The organism is Thalassobaculum salexigens DSM 19539, from assembly GCF_000423805.1.
Lineage (GTDB): Bacteria > Pseudomonadota > Alphaproteobacteria > Thalassobaculales > Thalassobaculaceae > Thalassobaculum > Thalassobaculum litoreum.
On record NZ_KE384093.1, the window covers coordinates 1,015,201 to 1,032,197 of the forward strand.

Genomic DNA, 16,997 nt, shown 5'->3' on the forward strand with positions numbered 1-16,997 from the left:
CTGCCCGGCTAGGGTCTGCCCACCGGAGAGGGTCTCTCCCATGACACTGCCCATCATTTTCGAGCCCGCGCCCAGGCGCGGGCTCTCGGTATCTGCCCTTCCACAGCCTGGATATGCCCGCCCCGCGGACCTGGTCTACGGCGCTTCCGCCGAGGCTGCGGTGGCGGCCGGCGACGGCCTGCCCTTGGCGGGCGGACCCATTGCCTTCCGGTCGCTCGATCTGATCCGGCGGGATGTCGACGCGGTGCGGCTGCAGACCGTGCCGGTGGCCGATCTCGATCCGGATATCCTGCCGTCCGGACTGCTTGACCGCCTGACCGCGCCGCGTGACCCCGTCTGGAGCACGGACGGGCCGGCGATCATGGGGATCGTCAACGTCACCCCGGACAGCTTCTCCGACGGTGGCCGCTTCGCCTCGCGGGACGCCGCCATCGGCCAGGGCCGCCGGCTCGCCGAAGAAGGGGCGCGGATCCTCGACATCGGCGGGGAGTCCACCCGTCCGGGCGCGGCCGAGGTGTCGATCGACCAGGAGATCGACCGGGTCGTGCCGGTGATCGAGGTGCTGGCGGGCGAGGGGCATTGCGTGTCCGTCGATACCCGAAAGGCGCCGGTGATGCGGGCGGCACTGGACGCCGGAGCCTCGATCGTCAACGACGTCTCCGCGCTGACCCACGATCCCGACGCTCCGGCGCTGCTGGCCGCCCGGAACTGTCCGGTCATTCTGATGCATATGCGCGGCGAGCCGGGAACGATGCAGGCCGACCCGCGTTACGAGTGCGCGCCGCTGGAGGTCTATGACGAGCTCCGCGCCCGTCTGGCGGCGGCGGAGGCGGCGGGGATCGCCCGGGAGCGGCTTGTCGTCGATCCGGGCTTCGGGTTCGCCAAGACCGCGATCCACAACATACAGGTGACGGCCTGGCTGGCCCTGCTGCACGGGATCGGGAGGCCCGTATTGTTCGGTGGATCGCGCAAGAGCTCCATCGCGGTCCTGTCCCGCGGCGAGCCGGCCGATGACCGCTTGCCCGGGTCGCTGGCCCTGGCCCTGGCGGGCGCCGACCTGGGCGCCCAGACGGTGCGGGTACACGATGCGGCGGAGACGGCACAGGCCTTCGCTCTGCGGCGGGCGATCCTGCGGGAATGTTGAGCCCGACGCGTTAATCCCCTTTAAAGATGCAATACGTTATAAATGTCGAAACGATCGAAAGATTCTGAAGCGCCCATGGCCCGTACACTCTTTGGAACAGATGGCATCCGCGGCCGCGCCAATGCCGAGCCGATGACACCGGCGACCGCCATGGCCGTAGCCATGGCCGCCGGCGCCCGGTTCCGATCCGACCACGGCCGCCGCAACCTGGTTCTCATCGGCAAGGACACCCGGCTGTCGGGCTACATGATCGAGCCGGCGATGGTGGCGGGCTTTACCTCCATCGGTATGGACGTGGTGCTGGTCGGCCCGATGCCGACCCCGGCGGTGGCGATGCTGGTCCAGTCCATGCGGGCGGATCTCGGCGTCATGATCTCCGCCTCGCACAATCCGTACTACGACAACGGCATCAAGCTGTTCGGCCCCGACGGCTACAAGCTGTCCGATGCGGTCGAGGCCGAGATCGAGGAGATGGTGGCCCGCTGGCAGACCCTGCCGCTGGCCGGTTCCGACGCGCTCGGCCGGGCCCGGCGCCTGGAAGACGAGCAGGGCCGCTACATCGAGGTGGTGAAGTCGACCTTCCCCCGCGATCTGCGCCTGGACGGCGTGAAGGTTGTGATCGACTGCGCCAACGGTGCTGCCTACCGGGCGGCCCCCCGCGTGCTGTTCGAACTCGGCGCCGAGGTCATCCCCATGGGAGTGTCGCCGGACGGCTTCAACATCAACGACGGCTGCGGCGCCACCGCGCCGGAAGCGATGATGGCCCGGGTCGAGGCCGAGGGCGCCGATGTGGGCATCGCCCTGGACGGCGACGCCGACCGGCTGATCCTGGCCGACGAGACCGGCCACAAGCTGGACGGCGACCAGATCCTCGGCCTGATCGGCGGCTCGTGGCTGGTGGACGGACGTCTCAGCGGCGGCGGCGTGGTCGCCACGGTGATGTCCAATCTCGGGCTGGAGCGCTATCTGAACGGCATCGGGCTGGAGCTGGTGCGCGCTAAGGTCGGCGACCGCTACGTGCTCGAGGCGATGCGCGAGGGCGGCTACAACGTCGGCGGCGAGCAGTCCGGGCATATGATCCTGTCGGACCACGGCACCACCGGCGACGGCCTCGCGGCGGCGCTGCAGGTGCTGGCCGCCATGAAGCGCGCGGACAAGCCGCTGTCCCAGGTCGCCCGCGTGTTCGAGCCGATGCCGCAGATCCTGCGCAACGTGCGTTTCGCCGGCGGCGATCCGCTGGCCACCGATCCGGTGAAGGCGGCGATCGAGGCGAGCAAGACGAAGCTGGGCGATGCCGGACGTCTGGTGATCCGCAAGTCGGGTACGGAGCCGCTTATCCGGGTCATGGCCCAGGGCGACGACGAAGGTGAAGTGGTGGCCGCGGTCGATCGGGTCGTGGACGCAATCGAGCAAACTGGAACCAGAGCGGCGGAGTGACAGCGGTCATGCCAAGGTCGATGCGAGGGCGTGTTCTGATTGCCGCCGGGTCCGATTCCGGCGGTGGGGCGGGTATTCAGGCGGATATCAAGGCGGTGACCGCGCTCGGCGGTTACGCGATGACCGCCGTCACGGCGCTGACCGCGCAGAACACGAAGGGTGTCTTCGGTGTCCATCCGGTGCCGATCCCGTTCCTGCGTCAGCAGCTCGACCTGCTGTTCGACGACCTCGGCGCCGATGTGATCAAGACCGGGATGCTGCATTCCGGGCCGGTGATCGACACGATCGTTGACGTGATCGAAGAGAAGGCCATGCATGTCCCGCTGGTGGTCGACCCGGTGATGGTCGCCAAGGGCGGCCATTCGCTGCTCGATCCGGATGCCATGCAGGTACTGAAGGCTCGGCTCATCCTGCGCGCCCATCTCCTGACGCCGAACCTGCCGGAGGCGGAGCTGCTGACCGGCATGACGATCAAGGACGTGGACGACATGCACCACGCCGCCGAGATGCTGCTGTCGCTCGGCCCGCCGGCGGTCCTGCTCAAGGGCGGGCATCTGTCGTCGGATACGGTGGTCGACCTGCTGGCGACGGAAGACGGCGTGCGCGCGTTCAAGAGCCCGCGTATCGCCGGCACCAGCACCCATGGCACCGGCTGCACCCTGGCCTCGGCCATCGCCACCGGCCTGGCGCAGGGTCTGGCGGTGGAGAAGGCGGTGGAACGGGCGCGCAAATACGTGACCACGGCGATCGCCACGGCACCGGGCTACGGCGCGGGGCACGGTCCGCTGAACCACGTCCATACGGTCAAGGAAAGCGCCTGAGCCGGTCGGAAGCCCGGCGCCGACGTATCTATTCGGCGGCGGCGGACTTCTTGTGGCTGACCGGCCGTCCGGCGCGGCTCTCCGCCAGTTCTTCGAAGCGTTGCATCGTATGCTGTGACCACTGCACGATGTCGTAGTGGCTCACGTTGCGGCGCATCATCTGCATGCGGGCGCGCTGCTCCTCCGGTTTCATGTCCAGCGCCTGGTCGATGGCGGCATCCATGAAACGCTCGGAATAGGGATTGGTCATCACCGCGTAGGGGAGCTGCACGGCGGCGCCCATGAACTCGGAGATCACCAGGCAGCCCTGCTCGTCGATCCGGGCGGCGCAGTACTCCTTGCAGACCAGGTTCAGCCCGTCGCGCAGCGGCGTCAGCCAGCACACGTCGGCGGCGCGGAAATAGGCGATCAGGTCCTCCAGCGGTACCGCACCGGTGAACAGCATGATCGGCGTCCATTCGAAGGTGCCGAAGCGGCCGTTGATGCGGCCCACCAGGCCCTCGATCTCCTCCTGCACCCGGCGATAGACGGCCATGTTCTGGTTCGCCAGCACAGAGACGCACATCAGGCGGATCTCGCCGTGCAGATCCTCGCGGCGCTCCAGCAACCGCTCGAAGGACTCCAGCATCTCCTTGGTGCCCTTGGTGTAGTCGGTGCGGGCCACGGAGACGATCAGGCGCTTGCCGGCGAGTTCTTCCTTGATCTCCGCCAGCTTGGTCTCGGTCGCCTCCGAGCGGGCGACCTCCTCGATGTAGTTGACGTTGGTGCCGACCGGGAAGGCGTCGATGTTCACGTGCTGGTCGTGATACTTGAGGCGCGTGATGATCGTCGGCTCGGACAGGGCCATGCCGCGGGGCGACATCCCGTCCTCCACCTCGATCTCCTCCTCGACGGAGACCTCGAACAGGGTGCGGGCGGCATTGGCGAAGTTCACCGCATAGCGCGGTATGTGGAAGCCCACCTGATCGCAATGCAGCAGGCTGTCCATGATCTCGTTGCGCCAGGGCAGGATGTTGAACACGTCGGGCGAGGGGAACGGCGTGTGGTGGAAGAACGAGATCCGCGCGTTCGGCTTCATCTGCCGCAGGTAGACCGGGACGAGCCACAGATTGTAGTCGTGAATCCAGATGATGGCGTCGTCGGCGGCCTGCTCGGCGGCGGCCTGGGCGAACAGGAAGTTCACCTCCTGGAAGGTCGGCCAGTCCACCGGGCCGTAATCGTAGGCGTCGACGAAGGAGTGCAGAATCGGCCAGAGCGCCTCCTTGGAGGTGACGGCGTAGAAGCTGTTCACCTGATCCGCGGTCAGGGCGAGGCGCGAGACGCTGTAGTCGCCGAAATCGTCGCTGATGGTGACCACCTGCTCCCAATCCGCCATCTCGCCGTATTCGCGGAGCTTCCAGGCGATCCAGGACCCATGAGAGACCTCGCCGAAGAAGCTCTTCAGGGTCGGCACGATCCCGTTCGGGCTCTTGTTCGGCCGGAGTTCGATCTTTCCGTCGACCTCGACTTCCTCGTAAGGCTGACGATGGTAGACGATGACCAGATCGGATTTCATGCCGCTGCCCCCCGAAGGCTTGTCAGTGTTTCGATCACCTCATGAATACCGGCGGCGCCATTGCCGCGGCTGATTGTGGTGTTCTCCAAGGACCTAACGCGCGAGACGAGGTCCGGTTCGCTGTTCGCGACCGCGACGCCGCGCAGCCCGGTCTCGAACAGCGACAGGTCGTTCATGGTGTCGCCGGCGACCAGCACGCGGTCCGGATCGATGTTCAGATGATCCACCAGCCGCAGCAGGGTCGGACCCTTGCTCACGCCCTTGGGCAGCACGTCCAGATAGGTGCCGGCCGAGGTCAGGCAGTCGAAGCCCGCCGCCTCGATGCGCTCGGCCACCGCCGGGTCGTACCGGTCCGGATCGTAGTAGTAGCTGACGCGGTAGCGGAACGGTGTCGGCTGCAGGTCCAGCCAGTCCACATCGGCCAGCATCTCGCGGACCCGGTCGCCGGCATCGCCCCAGCGCCGGGCGATATCGGCCTCCAGTTCGGGCACGGTATCGAAATCCGCACCCTGGACGATGGTGGTGCCCACATCGCCGATCACGAAGTCCGGCTTCGGCACCCAGCCGTCGCCGGTCAGTTCGCGGATGAAGGGGATGTCGCGGCCGGTGACGAAGACCAGGGACACCCGATCGCGGTTCGCGTCGATCGTGGCGTAGAGCCTGGACCGCTCCTCGTCGGTGCCGCCGAGGAAGGTGCCGTCCAGATCTGTCGCCAGGACGACGTCCGCCTTGCTGGGGTCGGTCCGGGTCATGGCAGCATCTCCGATACGTAGTCCTCGACGTCGTCTTCGTTCCCGTGCGGGATGGTGATGTTCATCGCCGCCGGCTCGGCCTTGAGCGGACGTTCCATCAGGCGGCCGATGGCCTCGGAAATCTCCACGCCGTCGGCGACGATGGAGCGCACCGCCTCGCAGATCGGCATCTCCACGCCCAGCTTGCGGGCGAGGTCGGTGACGGACACGGCGTTGACCACGCCTTCCACCACGCTGCGGCGGTTGCTGAGCAGATCCTCCTGACGCTGGCGCTCGCCGAGCGCCTTGCCGAAGGACATGTTGCGCGACTGTTCCGAAGAGCAGGTCAGCGCGAGGTCGCCCATGCCGGACAGGCCGGTGACGGTCTCCCGCCGGCCGCCCAGGGCCTGGGCCAGGGTCTTCATCTCGTCCAGGCCGCGGGTGATCAGCGCGGCCCAGGTATTGGCACCGAAGCCCGACCCGCTGGCGATGCCGCAGGCGATGGCGATCACGTTCTTCACCGCGCCGCCGACCTCGACGCCGATCAGGTCGTCGGAGATGTAGGGGCGGAAGGAGGGGGTGGCCAGGGCCAGGGACAGCCGTGTGGCGAGACCGTCCTGCGGGTTCTCCGCGGCATCGGCCGAGGCGATGGTCACCGCCGTCGGATGGCCGCCGGCGACCTCGGAGGCGAAACTGGGACCGGAGAGCACGGCGATCGGCCGGCCGGGCATGGCCTCGGCCACCACGGTGGTCATCAGCTTGCCGCTCTCGCGTTCCACGCCCTTGCTGGCCAGGACCACGGGGACGCCCGGGGCGGCAACGGCATGCACGCGCTCGCCGATATCGCGAATGGCCTGGGAGGGAACGACCAGCAGGATCGCGTCGGCACCGGCCACGGCCTCGGCCATGTCGGAGGTCGCGCTCACCGCGTCGGGGATGTCGTAGCCCGGCAGCAGCTGGGCGTTGATACGGTCGCGGTTGATGGCGGCGGACAGGGCCGGATCGCGGGCCCAGAGAGTGACCTCGGCGCCGGCGCGGGCGGCGGTGATGGCAAGCGCGGTGCCCCAGGCACCGGCGCCGATCACGGCGAATTTCTTGATCGCCAGGGCGTCGTTCTTGTCGGAGGGGAACGCGTTCATATCGGGTATGGGGGCATCTCCAAGGATATCATTCAACCCTTCTAACATGCACCGCAGCGCGGAATGATCAAGGGTTGACGCCTGGTTTCGGCTCCCCAGTTGCTGCGGTGCAGCACTGTCCGGGTTGATCCCCCGGCACTCTCCCGGTTAGCACTATGCTGGTCCAGCGGGGCATCCTTACCACTTTGAAGAGGAAGGAATCGCGATGACGACCGCGGTCACTCAGAACGAAGAACGGACACGGGAGCTGGTGGCGTGGTGCCGCAACGCGCTCGACACCTCGGCCACCCATTTCGATGCCGGTCTTCAGATCGCCCGCGGTCTCGGCGCCCACAAACGCGACGGCCTCTGCGAAGTCGGATTCTGGGCGCCGGAGCTGCTCGACCGCCGGGTTCCGGACGGCGACATCTTCCTGGAGGTGCTGGAGCCGGAGGAGCCGGTCGACCTGACCGTCTCGCGCCAGACCCTGAGGATGCAGCGCCAGCTCGTTCCGATCGGCCGCTGCGAGGCGTTCTGTTTCGCCGCGGTGGAGGGCATGCGGGCCGGCACGCGCGACGAGATCGGCTCGTTCTACGCGCTCGCCTGGCGCGACGACGACGGCTGGCACCGCATCCTCGACCCGCTGGCCGCCTCGCTGCCGTTCGGCGTCTTTGCGCCGGCCGAGTACTATGACATCGAGGCGATGCAGGCGCAGCGCGGCGACCGGGCCTATTTCGAAAGCCTGCCGGAGGGCGACCCGGTCAAGCTCGGGCCTCCGGTGAACATCCTGCAGATCCACGTGGCCACGGCGACGGCCGGTGGCACCCTGGCCAGCCTGACCCGTCGGTACGAACATCTCGCCGAGCGCGTGCGCATGAAGCTGCCGGTGGAACCGGCGGACCGGATCTTCCTCGGCTATGATGGGGTTCAGCTGCTCCCGGTGGAGCCGACCACGGTGTTCGAGACCGGTCCGGACTTCTGGGAGGAGATCGCGGACGCGGATCCCGACGACGACAGCGTCACCGTCGAGCTGCACCGTCCGAACACCACCAACTGGGGCTACGACATCGTCATCGCCGGCATGGGAGCGGTGAACCCGGCGATCCTGGAGACCGGACGGCCGGACGAACTGGTCGACCTCGCCGCCGTGCTGCACACCTTCCCGGGCGGGCCGAAGAAGCTGGTCTTCGACGTGGTCTTCGGCCACAGCGACAACCAGGGTCTGAAGGCGCTGAACCACCACTATTTCGCCGGCCCGAACATGTACGGGCAGAATCTCAACTACCGCAACGGCATCGTGCGCGCCGTGCTGCTGGAGATGCAGCGGCGCAAGGCGAATTTCGGCGCCGACGGCATCCGGGTCGACGGCGCCCAGGACTTCACCTACTGGGACAGCAATACCGAGCAGGTCGTGCATGACGACGAGTACCTGCAGTCCATGTCCGACGTGGTGCAGGAGGTGGCGGGGCGCCGCTACCGGCCCTGGTTCGTGTTCGAGGATGGTCGTCCCTGGCCGCAGGAGGACTGGGAGCTGTCCTCGACCTACCGCGCGGTGATCGACGCCCAGCGCGACGACGACGTGTTCCAGTGGGGGCCGCTGACCTTCGCCCACAACACGCCGTTCCTGTACACGTTCTGGCTGTCCAAGTGGTGGCGGATCCGCGAGATCATGGAGCATGGCGCGCACTGGATCTCGGGGTGCGCCAACCACGACACCCTGCGCCGCGGCACCCAGATCAACCCCAAGCTCAACGTCAATACCCGCCTGGGCGACACGCGGATGGAGATCCTCGACAAGGCCTATGACAATCCGGCCGTCTCGCTGATCACCTACGGCGTGTTCCCCGGCGTGCCGATGGACTTTCTCAACGCGTCGGCGCGGGCGAGCTGGGGCTTCATCCGCAACCAGGACGACCAGTACGGGGTCAAGGTGGTGGCCGAGGAGGCGATCTCGCTGAAATGGCAGGTCGACAACTACTCCTACTCGGTGCCGATGGCGTTCCGCCGGCTGAAGGCCATGGGCTTCGAGGACCGGGACAGCCTGGTGCGCTTCATGGAGTTCCTGCCCGCCCTGGTCGAGGTCACCGGCTACGACCTGGACGTCATCGCCACGCTGCTGAACCAGGTCGACCCGCCGCTCGCCGGCCCGGCGCCGTTCACCGTGCCGATCCTGAAGGAGATCGCCCGGGCCTGGATGGACGACATGCACGACTACTGCAACGTGTCGGGCTACGAGGCGGCGCTGAGCGAGAGCCAGACCGCGTTCAACCTGGGTCTTCGGGCGTTCCGTCATGCCCGCCCGTGGCTGCGCGACAATCTGCGGCCCGAGGATGTCTACGAGTATCGCGAACCGGTGGACGGCCGGGTGCTGTTCGGCACGCTGCGCCATGGCCCGGACGGCGAGCAGGTCTTCGCCATCGCCCATCTGGAAGGCGGGGCGATGGAGGATTTCGACCCGCTCACCCTGCCGATCAAAGGTCTGGAGGGAGACGGTTGGAACGTCGCCCTGCGCACCCCGCCGATCGGCGGGGACTACATCGGCGGGCCGATCACCCTGTCGGACAGCATGGGCGTGCTCTATACCCGCAGCGCCGACCGGCGCTGACGGAGGCGATCAGGCGGATTCCGACCGGTCTTCGCTGTCCTCGTCGCCGGGCTCCCAGGGCTTGGGCACCCGCGGCGGGATGGCGAAGGTCGGGGTCTCCTGATCCAGGCTGAGGTTCGGATTGAAATAGGGGTCGGCGTCGAGCGCGTCGCCCCATTTGTTCCGCATCCACATCATCTCGCCGCGGAAGCGGTCGCGCTTCTCGGCGGTGTCCTCCAGGCCGCGCGACACCGACTCGTGGTGGTACAGCTCGGCATAGGGGGTGAGCACGATGCGATGCCCGGCGGCGCGGATCTTCAGGCAGAAGTCCACGTCGTTGAACGCCACCTTCAGCTCGTTCTCGTTCATGCCACCGATCTGCCTGTAGATCTTCTTGGTGGTCAGTAGGCAGGCGGCCGTGGCGGCGGTGACGTTGTGGATCAGCTGGGCGCGGCTGAAATAGCCGGGGGCCTCGCGCGGCAGGTGCTTGTCGAAATGCCCGGCGACGCCGCCGATGCCGGTGGTCACGCCCATATGCTGGACGGTGTCGTTGGGATAGTAGAGCTTCGCGCCGACCGCGCCGACGCCCGGCCGTTGGATCTGGCGCACCATCTCCTCCAGCCAGCCGTCGTCGATCGGCTCGATGTCGTTGTTCAGCAGCAGCAGCAGCGGGCCCTTGGCCTGCTCGGCGGCGCGGTTGTTCAGCCGGGAGAAGTTGAACGGCTCGTCGTCGCGCAGGACGGTGATCCGGTCGTCCTTCTGAATCTCGGCGAAGTATTCCAGCGTCTCCGCCTTCTGCGAGCCGTTGTCGACGACGATCAGGTCCCAGTTCGGATAGCCGGTCTTCTCCAGCAGCCCGGTGACGACCATCCGCATCATGTCGACCCGGTCGCGGGTCGGCACGATGACGGTGACGTGGGGCTTGCGGGTCGGCAGGGCCGGGCGCACCCGGTGGCTCAGCCCGTCGCGGCCGGCGACGACCTCGGCCTTCACGCCGCTGCGCTCCAGATGTTCGGCGATCGCCTTGCGGGCCCGCTCGTAGGGATAGGTCTTCTCGCCGGTGCCCAGCGCCACGCTGCCGGCAACCATGCGCCAGTGGTACAGCACCGCCGGAACATGGCGCACCCGCTCCGGACTGGTCTGCTCCAGCACCCGCAGGGCCAGATCGTAGTCCTGGCTGCCCTCGAAGCCTTCGCGGAAGCGGCCGGCCTTCTCGACCAGCGTGCGGCGGTAGACCCCGAGATGGTTGAGCATGTTCTGCGACAGGAACAGTTCCGGCGACCAGTCGGGCTTGAAGTAGGGATCGGAGACCCGTCCTTCCTCGTCGATCTTGTCCTCGTCGGAGTACAGGATGTCGGCGTCGGGATCGGCCTCCAGGCTCGCGGCCATCCAGTACAGCGCGTCCTCGGTCAGCTCGTCGTCATGGTCGAGCAGGGCGATCCATTCGCCGGTGGCGACCTCCAGGGCGGAGTTGCTGGCGGCCGAGATATGGCCGTTGGTCTCGCGGAAGACGACCTTGATGCGCGGGTCCTGCGCGGCATAGCGCTCCAGCATTGCCCGGGTTTCCGGGCTCTTCGAACCGTCATCGGCGATGCACAGCTCCCAGGCGTCGTAGAGCTGCGCCTTCACGCTTTCGATCGCCTTCTCCAGCAGGGCCGGCGGCGTCTCGTAGGTCGGCATGACCACGGAGAAGACCGGCCTGGTCGCCATACGCGCGACATGGGCCCGGATCGCCGCCAGGTCGCTGTCGGTGAGCGCGTAGAACATGTCGCGCCAGTCGTCATAGGTCTCGATCGGCTTGGGCAGCTTCTTGATCAGGAATTCCTTGAGTCCCTGGACGCCGCCGCGGCGCAGGTTGCCGAAGATCGGGCGGATGCCCTCCTGGGAATAGGCGTTGGCGATCAGCACCCGCAGCAGTTCCAGGCGGCTGATCTCCCGCGCCCGGATCGGCCCCATCTCGAACCGGCCCTTCCAGCTGATCGGGTCGAGGCGCAGGCCCTTCACGTCGTCGGGCAGCCGCACGAAGCAGGTGACCGTCTCGCCCTTGGTCACCGGCAGCCGCTTGCGGTCGATCTCCGAGGTGCCGGCTCCGAGATCCGCGAACAGGGACGGGGCGGCGATCTTGTCGGCCTTGATGCAGTAAGTGAGTTCGACCCACCCGCTCGGCATCCGGCCGCGGCTGGAGCGCAGCACCATGATCGAGAACGTGTCGGTCGCTTCCCAGACATCGCCCTCGACATGGTCCATGCGAAACAGCTCGCCGGGGGTGAGCGTGTGGGTCACACGGCGCAGACGTCGCACCCAGTTGCCGACCTTGCGCATCGGCGCGGTGATGCGCCAGGACGTGGAGCCTTCCAGGGCGGCGATATGGTCCTGAAGCTCAGTGCGGGCGGCCGCCAGATTGTGGATGTGGCCGTCGCGGGTCTTCACCTCCTGCTGAAGGTCGTCGATGTCGTCGCGCAGTTCGTCGATCGTTCCGTTGAGGCTCTCGATCACATCGTTGCGGTCGATGATCGTCCGGTCGCGCTCGGCGATCTGGCGTTCGCGCTCGGCGATCCTGAAATCGCGTTCGGCCACCCGGCCGTCGCGTTCCTGCACGCTGTCGTCGAGCAGTCGGATGCGGCCGTCGCGGGTCTCGATCTCTTCGCGCAGGCGCAGTTCGCGCCCCGCCCAGTCGGCGAAGGTGTCGTCGAAATAGTACGAGGCGCGGTCGATCTCGTCCTGAACCTCCCGGGCCGCCGCCAGGGCGGTCTCCCGGTCGCCGTCATCGGCCAGGCGCACCGCGTCGTAGACCCGGCCGACCCAGGCGGCGAGTGCCGGCTCGGTCTTCAGAACATCGTCGTCCAGCGCATGATGACGCAGCCCGACATCGAGGAACCCGTCGATCTCGGCGCCGACGCCGTCCATTCGCCCGGCGAAGCCCAGGTGCAGGTCGCCGTCCACCCGGTTCATCTCGTCGCGCCAGCCGGCCATCAGCCGGTCGAAGCTGGCCCAGGACTGGCGCGCGCCGTCGCTGGCGGTCAGGGCCTCGATCTGATGGCGCAGCCACAGCATCAGCGCCCGGCCGCGGGGCATGGCGTCGCGGCGCTCCAGGGAGCGGGCGATTTCCAGCGGGTGCCGCAGCATGTGCAGCACGGTCATCCGCACCCCTCGCGCCGCCAGCATCTCGCGCCAGAGAGGCAGCAGGCGGCACATGCGGGGATCCTTCACCCCCCACAGCGCCGCACCGGAGAACTCGGCGTCCAGAATCGCTTCCAGGTCGGTGCGGGCGGCCAGGGTCGCCGGATGCGTCAGCCAGTCCCGAGGCATGGCGCGCGGGTCGTCCCATCGCATTTCCAGATCGGCCAGCAGCCGGTCGTGGCGGGTGACGACGCCCTGATGTTCCCAGAATCCGCGTTCGTTGTTGCCTTCGGCCGCCTCCATGAGGTCGGTGCCCAGCTCGACGCCGAGGAGATTGACCACACGCGTCAGGGCGGAGGTGCCGCTGCGGTGCATGCCGAGAACCAGCAGGGCGGTTGAAGCGACCTTGTCATGTCGGGGAGTATTCCCGCTCTCCTCATCGGCGGCGGGCGTGTGGGGTGTTGAAGGCATCGGCGATCCGGACAATTGGCTTCCAGTCTCCGTCGGGCGACTGAGGATTTGCAACAATTCCCGTTTCGTAACACACTCCGGAGCGGGCGTGGGGATGACAATTCCCTTTTAATGGATGTGCTGGTTTGGCTATAAGCCAAGACAGCCAAATCGGCCCCCATCCATGATGCGGCCACCATAGCGATTGCGGACGACACAATGGGTAAATATCTCGACGATCTTTGGAACGACCTGGAGAAGACCTGGGATCTCGCCATGGAGATCAACGACCTTCCCGAGGCGGACCGGAGCGATGTTGCTGCCGCTTGGGAGAAGTTCAAAGGCTCGGACCTGGTCGACGCCGCCCGAACCGAGACTGAATCCGGCGAGACCAAGCCGCCGGTCAAGGTGTTCTGCACGAACATCTACGGCATTCAGTACAACAGCGAGACGAAGTACTGGATCCCCTTCCGGCATGGCGATATCGATCTCGCGAAGTTTACGGAAGATTGAATATAGGGAGACCCCTGCTGGCGGGGTCGGCCGGCGGTACTCTTTCGGGCGCTAAAGCCCCCGCCTCAACGAGGCCGGAAACGTCGGTGCCGCGATGAAGAAGCAAGAACCAGTATCCGTCCACAATCTGCTGAAGGCCTGTTACACGGCCTTCTTCGCCTGTGGCATTTTCAGCTTCTTCGTCAATCTCCTGATGCTGACCATGCCGCTGTTCATGTTCCAGGTCTTCGACCGGGTGCTGGCCAGCCGAAGCGAGTCGACGCTCTTCCTGCTGCTGATGATCGCCGCCTGCGCGCTGGCCGTTCAGGCGGCACTCGACAGCGTGCGATCCTTCGCCTTCGTGCGGATCTCGCGTTGGATCGACCGACGGATCGCGCCTCTGTTGCTGTCGTCCGCCGTGGCCGAGGCCCTGGACCGCTCGAAGACGGCCAACAGCAATGCCCTGCGCCAGCTCTCCGTCCTGCGGAACTTCCTGACCGGACCGGCGATGCTGACGGTGCTCGACGTTCCCTGGGTGCCGATCTTCCTGCTGCTGATCCTCTACCTGAACCTGCCGATGGGGTTGGCCGCGGTCGGTGGGGCGCTCGTGATGCTGGCGCTCGGCCTGACCAACGATCACCTGACGCGCCCGGCCCTGAACGAGGCCCAGGCCTATTCCAACCGGGCCTATGCCGCCGCCGACGCCGCGGTACGCAACGCCTCGGTGGTCGAGAGCATGGGCATGCGCCAGTCGGTCATCCGGCGCTTCCTCACTGAGAACGAGGCCGTGTTGGCGCTGCAGAGCCGGGCGAGCGACCGCGCCGCGATCTTCCTGGCGATCTCCAAGTCGACCCGCATGCTGATCCAGATGCTGATCATGACGGTGGCGGCGACCCAGATCATCGATCCGCATACGCCGATGACCGGCGGCATGATGATCGCCAGCGTGCTGATCCTCGGACGCGCGCTGCAGCCGATCGAGCAGGGCGTGGCCCAGGCCCGCGGCATGGTCGAGGCCTTCACCGCCTACCGGCAGATCGAGCAGACCCTGCTTACCGCCCAGGACCAGCCGGAACGCATGCGGCTGCCGGATCCGGAAGGCCGGATCACGGCGGAGAACCTGTTCTATCAGCCCCAGGGCCTGGCCAAACCGATCCTGCAGCGTATCCAGTTCGAGGTCGAACCGGGGGAGACGCTCGGTATCGTCGGCCCGTCGGCCGCCGGCAAGTCGACCCTGGCGCGGCTGCTTGTTGGCGTGCAGCAGCCGACCGTCGGCTCGGTGCGGCTCGACGGCGCGGATATCTATTCCTGGGACAACGAGGCGCTGGGCGCACATATCGGCTACATGCCCCAGGACGTGGAGCTGTTCTCTGGCACGGTGGCGCAGAACATCGGCCGGCTGCAGGAGAACCCCGACCCCGAAGAGGTCGTCAAGGCGGCGAAGCTCGCCGGCTTGCACGACCTGATCCTGCGCCTGCCGGACGGCTACGACACCGAGATCGGCTGGGGCGGCCAGCTCCTGTCTGGGGGACAGCGTCAGCGCGTGGCCCTGGCCCGCGCCCTGTTCGGTGGGCCGAAGGTGGTCGTACTCGACGAGCCCAACGCCAATCTCGACAGCCAGGGCGACGACGCGCTGGTTCAGGCCCTCAAGGCGATGAAGGCGGCGAAGGTCACGGTGATCCTGATCACCCACCGGCCGTCGACCCTGGCGCTGATGGACAAGATCCTGGTGCTGAACGGCGGTACGGTGCAGCGCTTCGGCCCGCGCGACGAGACCCTGTCCTTCCTGCAGCAGGGCCGACGTCCGGCGCTGGAGGGACCGGCCTCGCAGATTACCGACGGGCGAGAGCAGCGCCCGCGTCCGTCCGAGCCGGAGCGGCGGCCTTCCGAGTCGGGTCCCACCGTCGCGGCCGAGCCCGACGTCGAGCGTCTGGAGGAGACGCCCCGGGCGACATCCCAGAACGCTGAAGGACCGACGGAAATCCAGGAGCCGCCGACCCCCGAGGACGACGCCCCCGACGCGCCGAAGGGCCCGCGGGGCCGCGGCGCCGTGGTCCGTCCGCCGTCGTCCTACAAGGCCCGGGCGACCTCCTTGCAGGTGCAGAGCGTTCGAGCCATTTCGGCCGATCCGACCAAGGACTGAGCGAGGAGCGACGTCATGGCGATGGTGCGTAGCGAGGAGTCGAGGGACCTGACCCGGTGGGACGACCCGCTGGGCCACGATACCGAGCGCAACCCCATGTCCTGGCGCTTCGTCCTGTGGGTCGGGTACGCGATCCTGTTCCTGTTCTTCGGGGTGTTCGGCGTCTGGGCGGCCTTCGCGCCGTTGGGATCGGGCGCCATCGCCACCGGTCAGGTCCAGGTCGCGGGCAGCCAGAAGGTCGTGCAGCATCTGGAAGGCGGGATCATCAAGGAGATCCGTGTCCGGGAGGGCGACACGGTCCGGGAGGGCGATGTCCTGATGGTCCTCCAGGGCACCCAGGCCACGGTCAATCAGGGCCGGCTGGTCCAGCGCATGTTTGCGCTGATGGGCGAGGAGGCCCGCCTGATCGCCGAACGGGACGATCTGCCGACGGTCGACTTCCCCGACGCGCTCACGAGCAAATCCGACGACCCGTATGTCCAGTCCATCCTGGAAGGCGAACGCCGCCTGTTCGAGGGGCGCGGTGCCGCGTTCGAAGGGCAGCAGGGGCTGCTCGACAAGCGGGTGGCCAAGAGTCGCGAGGAGATTGTTGCCCTCAAGGCGCAGCAACGCTCGGATATCCGCCAGCTCGCCATCATCGAGGAAGAGATCTCGGGCGTGCGCGAGCTGTTCGAGAAGGGGCTGGAGCGCAAGCCGCGCCTGTTGGCCCTACAACGCGAGCAGGCCGCCCTGCAGGGGTCGATCGATAACCGCGAAGCTCTGATGGCCCGCGCGGAACAGACCATTGCCGAGACGGAATACCAGCGGCTGACCCTGCGGGAGCAGAACCGCTCGGACATCGAAACCGATCTGCGAGAGACGCAGACCCAGCTGCGCGATTTGCGCGAGCAACTCGTTTCGGCCGACGATTCGATCGCCCGCAACACGGTGCGCGCGCCGATCGGCGGCAAGGTCTACGGGCTGCGCTTCCATACCGAGGGCGGGGTGATCGGGCCGGCCGAACCGCTGATGAACATCGCGCCGGAGAACGACGAGTTGATCGTCCGTGCCCAGCTTCAGCCAACGGATATCGACGTGGTTCAGGTCGGCGCTCCCGCCACCGTCCGCCTGACCGCGTACAGCCAGCGTACCGCCAAGCCGATCGACGGCCGGGTGATCGACATCTCCCCCGATGTGATGCAGGCCCAGGAGGGTGGCCAGCCCTATTACGAGGCCCGCGTCCGGCTGAGCAAAGAGATGATGCGCCAGCACGGCGTGGAGCTGGTCCCGGGCATGCAGGCGATGGTGATCATCTCCACCGGCGACCAGACGCTGCTGGAATACCTGATCTCGCCGCTGACCCGGTCGCTGGAGACCGCCCTGCGCGAGCAATGACCCCCTCAGAGCAATGACCCCCCTGCGG

The 16,997-nt window shown here is 67.2% G+C and carries 11 protein-coding genes; 7 read left to right on the plus strand and 4 right to left on the minus strand.

Translation table 11 applies throughout. The annotated features are described in order from the left end of the window. Nucleotides 1-40 precede the first annotated feature (40 nt). The 3 genes from folP (at nt 41) to thiD (ending at nt 3,402) form a co-directional block, all read left to right on the plus strand. Complete coding sequence (gene folP / locus G578_RS0109110) at nt 41-1,144, plus strand: dihydropteroate synthase (protein ID WP_028793967.1); 1,104 nt, start codon at nt 41-43, stop codon at nt 1,142-1,144. A gap of 75 nt (nt 1,145-1,219) precedes the next feature. After that, a complete protein-coding gene (gene glmM, locus G578_RS0109115) occupies nt 1,220-2,581 on the plus strand; it encodes a phosphoglucosamine mutase (RefSeq protein WP_028793968.1) in 1,362 nt (453 codons plus the stop codon). An 8-nt stretch (nt 2,582-2,589) separates the two neighbouring features. Beyond that, nucleotides 2,590-3,402 carry a bifunctional hydroxymethylpyrimidine kinase/phosphomethylpyrimidine kinase gene (gene thiD, locus G578_RS0109120; RefSeq protein WP_028793969.1) on the plus strand — a complete coding sequence of 271 codons (813 nt, stop codon included), beginning with the start codon at nt 2,590-2,592 and terminating at the stop codon, nt 3,400-3,402. Between the two features lie 28 nt (nt 3,403-3,430). On the opposite strand, the gene ggpS is transcribed toward thiD, so the two are convergent. From ggpS to G578_RS0109135, 3 genes are read right to left on the minus strand one after another with little or no spacing between them, the layout of a single operon-like run. Then, on the minus strand, nt 3,431-4,957 hold the full coding sequence (gene ggpS / locus G578_RS25550) for a glucosylglycerol-phosphate synthase (protein ID WP_051244429.1): 1,527 nt from the start codon (nt 4,955-4,957) through the stop codon (nt 3,431-3,433). Next, nucleotides 4,954-5,709 carry an HAD-IIB family hydrolase gene (locus G578_RS0109130; RefSeq protein ID WP_028793970.1) on the minus strand — a complete coding sequence of 252 codons (756 nt, stop codon included), beginning with the start codon at nt 5,707-5,709 and terminating at the stop codon, nt 4,954-4,956. The genes ggpS and G578_RS0109130 overlap by 4 nt, the downstream gene beginning before the upstream one ends. Continuing rightward, nucleotides 5,706-6,827, minus strand: coding sequence for an NAD(P)H-dependent glycerol-3-phosphate dehydrogenase (locus G578_RS0109135; protein WP_169400842.1), 1,122 nt, complete (start codon nt 6,825-6,827; stop codon nt 5,706-5,708). Before G578_RS0109135 ends, G578_RS0109130 begins: the two co-directional genes overlap by 4 nt. Nucleotides 6,828-7,032: 205 nt before the next feature. On the opposite strand from G578_RS0109135, the gene gghA reads away from it, so the two are divergent. Beyond that, nucleotides 7,033-9,411, plus strand: coding sequence for a glucosylglycerol hydrolase (gghA, locus tag G578_RS0109140; protein ID WP_028793972.1), 2,379 nt, complete (start codon nt 7,033-7,035; stop codon nt 9,409-9,411). 9 nt (nt 9,412-9,420) lie between these two features. Here gghA and G578_RS29445 read toward each other — a convergent pair whose 3' ends face one another. Beyond that, nucleotides 9,421-12,981, minus strand: coding sequence for a glycosyltransferase (locus G578_RS29445; RefSeq protein ID WP_156907245.1), 3,561 nt, complete (start codon nt 12,979-12,981; stop codon nt 9,421-9,423). Nucleotides 12,982-13,179: 198 nt separating this feature from the next. On the opposite strand from G578_RS29445, the gene G578_RS0109150 reads away from it, so the two are divergent. The 3 genes from G578_RS0109150 to G578_RS0109160 all read left to right on the plus strand — a co-directional run bounded on the left by G578_RS0109150 (nt 13,180) and on the right by G578_RS0109160 (nt 16,969). Further along, nucleotides 13,180-13,473: a hypothetical protein gene (locus G578_RS0109150; RefSeq protein ID WP_038013942.1), complete on the plus strand. Its 294-nt coding sequence runs from the start codon at nt 13,180-13,182 to the stop codon at nt 13,471-13,473. A gap of 94 nt (nt 13,474-13,567) precedes the next feature. Then, complete coding sequence (locus G578_RS25555) at nt 13,568-15,595, plus strand: type I secretion system permease/ATPase (protein WP_051244431.1); 2,028 nt, start codon at nt 13,568-13,570, stop codon at nt 15,593-15,595. 15 nt (nt 15,596-15,610) lie between these two features. Next, nucleotides 15,611-16,969, plus strand: a complete 1,359-nt coding sequence (locus G578_RS0109160) for an HlyD family type I secretion periplasmic adaptor subunit (protein WP_051244434.1) — start codon at nt 15,611-15,613, stop codon at nt 16,967-16,969. The last annotated feature ends 28 nt before the right edge of the window (nt 16,970-16,997 follow it).

Excerpts from the sequence above, each read along its gene's own strand:
- ggpS (WP_051244429.1), bottom strand. The coding sequence starts at position 4,957 with ATGAAATCCGATCTGGTCATCGTCTACCATCGTCAGCCTTACGAGGAA.
- gghA (WP_028793972.1), top strand. The coding sequence starts at position 7,033 with ATGACGACCGCGGTCACTCAGAACGAAGAACGGACACGGGAGCTGGTG.
- thiD (WP_028793969.1), top strand. The coding sequence starts at position 2,590 with ATGCCAAGGTCGATGCGAGGGCGTGTTCTGATTGCCGCCGGGTCCGAT.
- folP (WP_028793967.1), top strand. The coding sequence starts at position 41 with ATGACACTGCCCATCATTTTCGAGCCCGCGCCCAGGCGCGGGCTCTCG.
- G578_RS0109150 (WP_038013942.1), top strand. The coding sequence starts at position 13,180 with ATGGGTAAATATCTCGACGATCTTTGGAACGACCTGGAGAAGACCTGG.
- glmM (WP_028793968.1), top strand. The coding sequence starts at position 1,220 with ATGGCCCGTACACTCTTTGGAACAGATGGCATCCGCGGCCGCGCCAAT.
- G578_RS0109135 (WP_169400842.1), bottom strand. The coding sequence starts at position 6,827 with ATGAACGCGTTCCCCTCCGACAAGAACGACGCCCTGGCGATCAAGAAA.
- G578_RS0109130 (WP_028793970.1), bottom strand. The coding sequence starts at position 5,709 with ATGACCCGGACCGACCCCAGCAAGGCGGACGTCGTCCTGGCGACAGAT.
- G578_RS0109160 (WP_051244434.1), top strand. The coding sequence starts at position 15,611 with ATGGCGATGGTGCGTAGCGAGGAGTCGAGGGACCTGACCCGGTGGGAC.
- G578_RS29445 (WP_156907245.1), bottom strand. The coding sequence starts at position 12,981 with ATGCCTTCAACACCCCACACGCCCGCCGCCGATGAGGAGAGCGGGAAT.
- G578_RS25555 (WP_051244431.1), top strand. The coding sequence starts at position 13,568 with ATGAAGAAGCAAGAACCAGTATCCGTCCACAATCTGCTGAAGGCCTGT.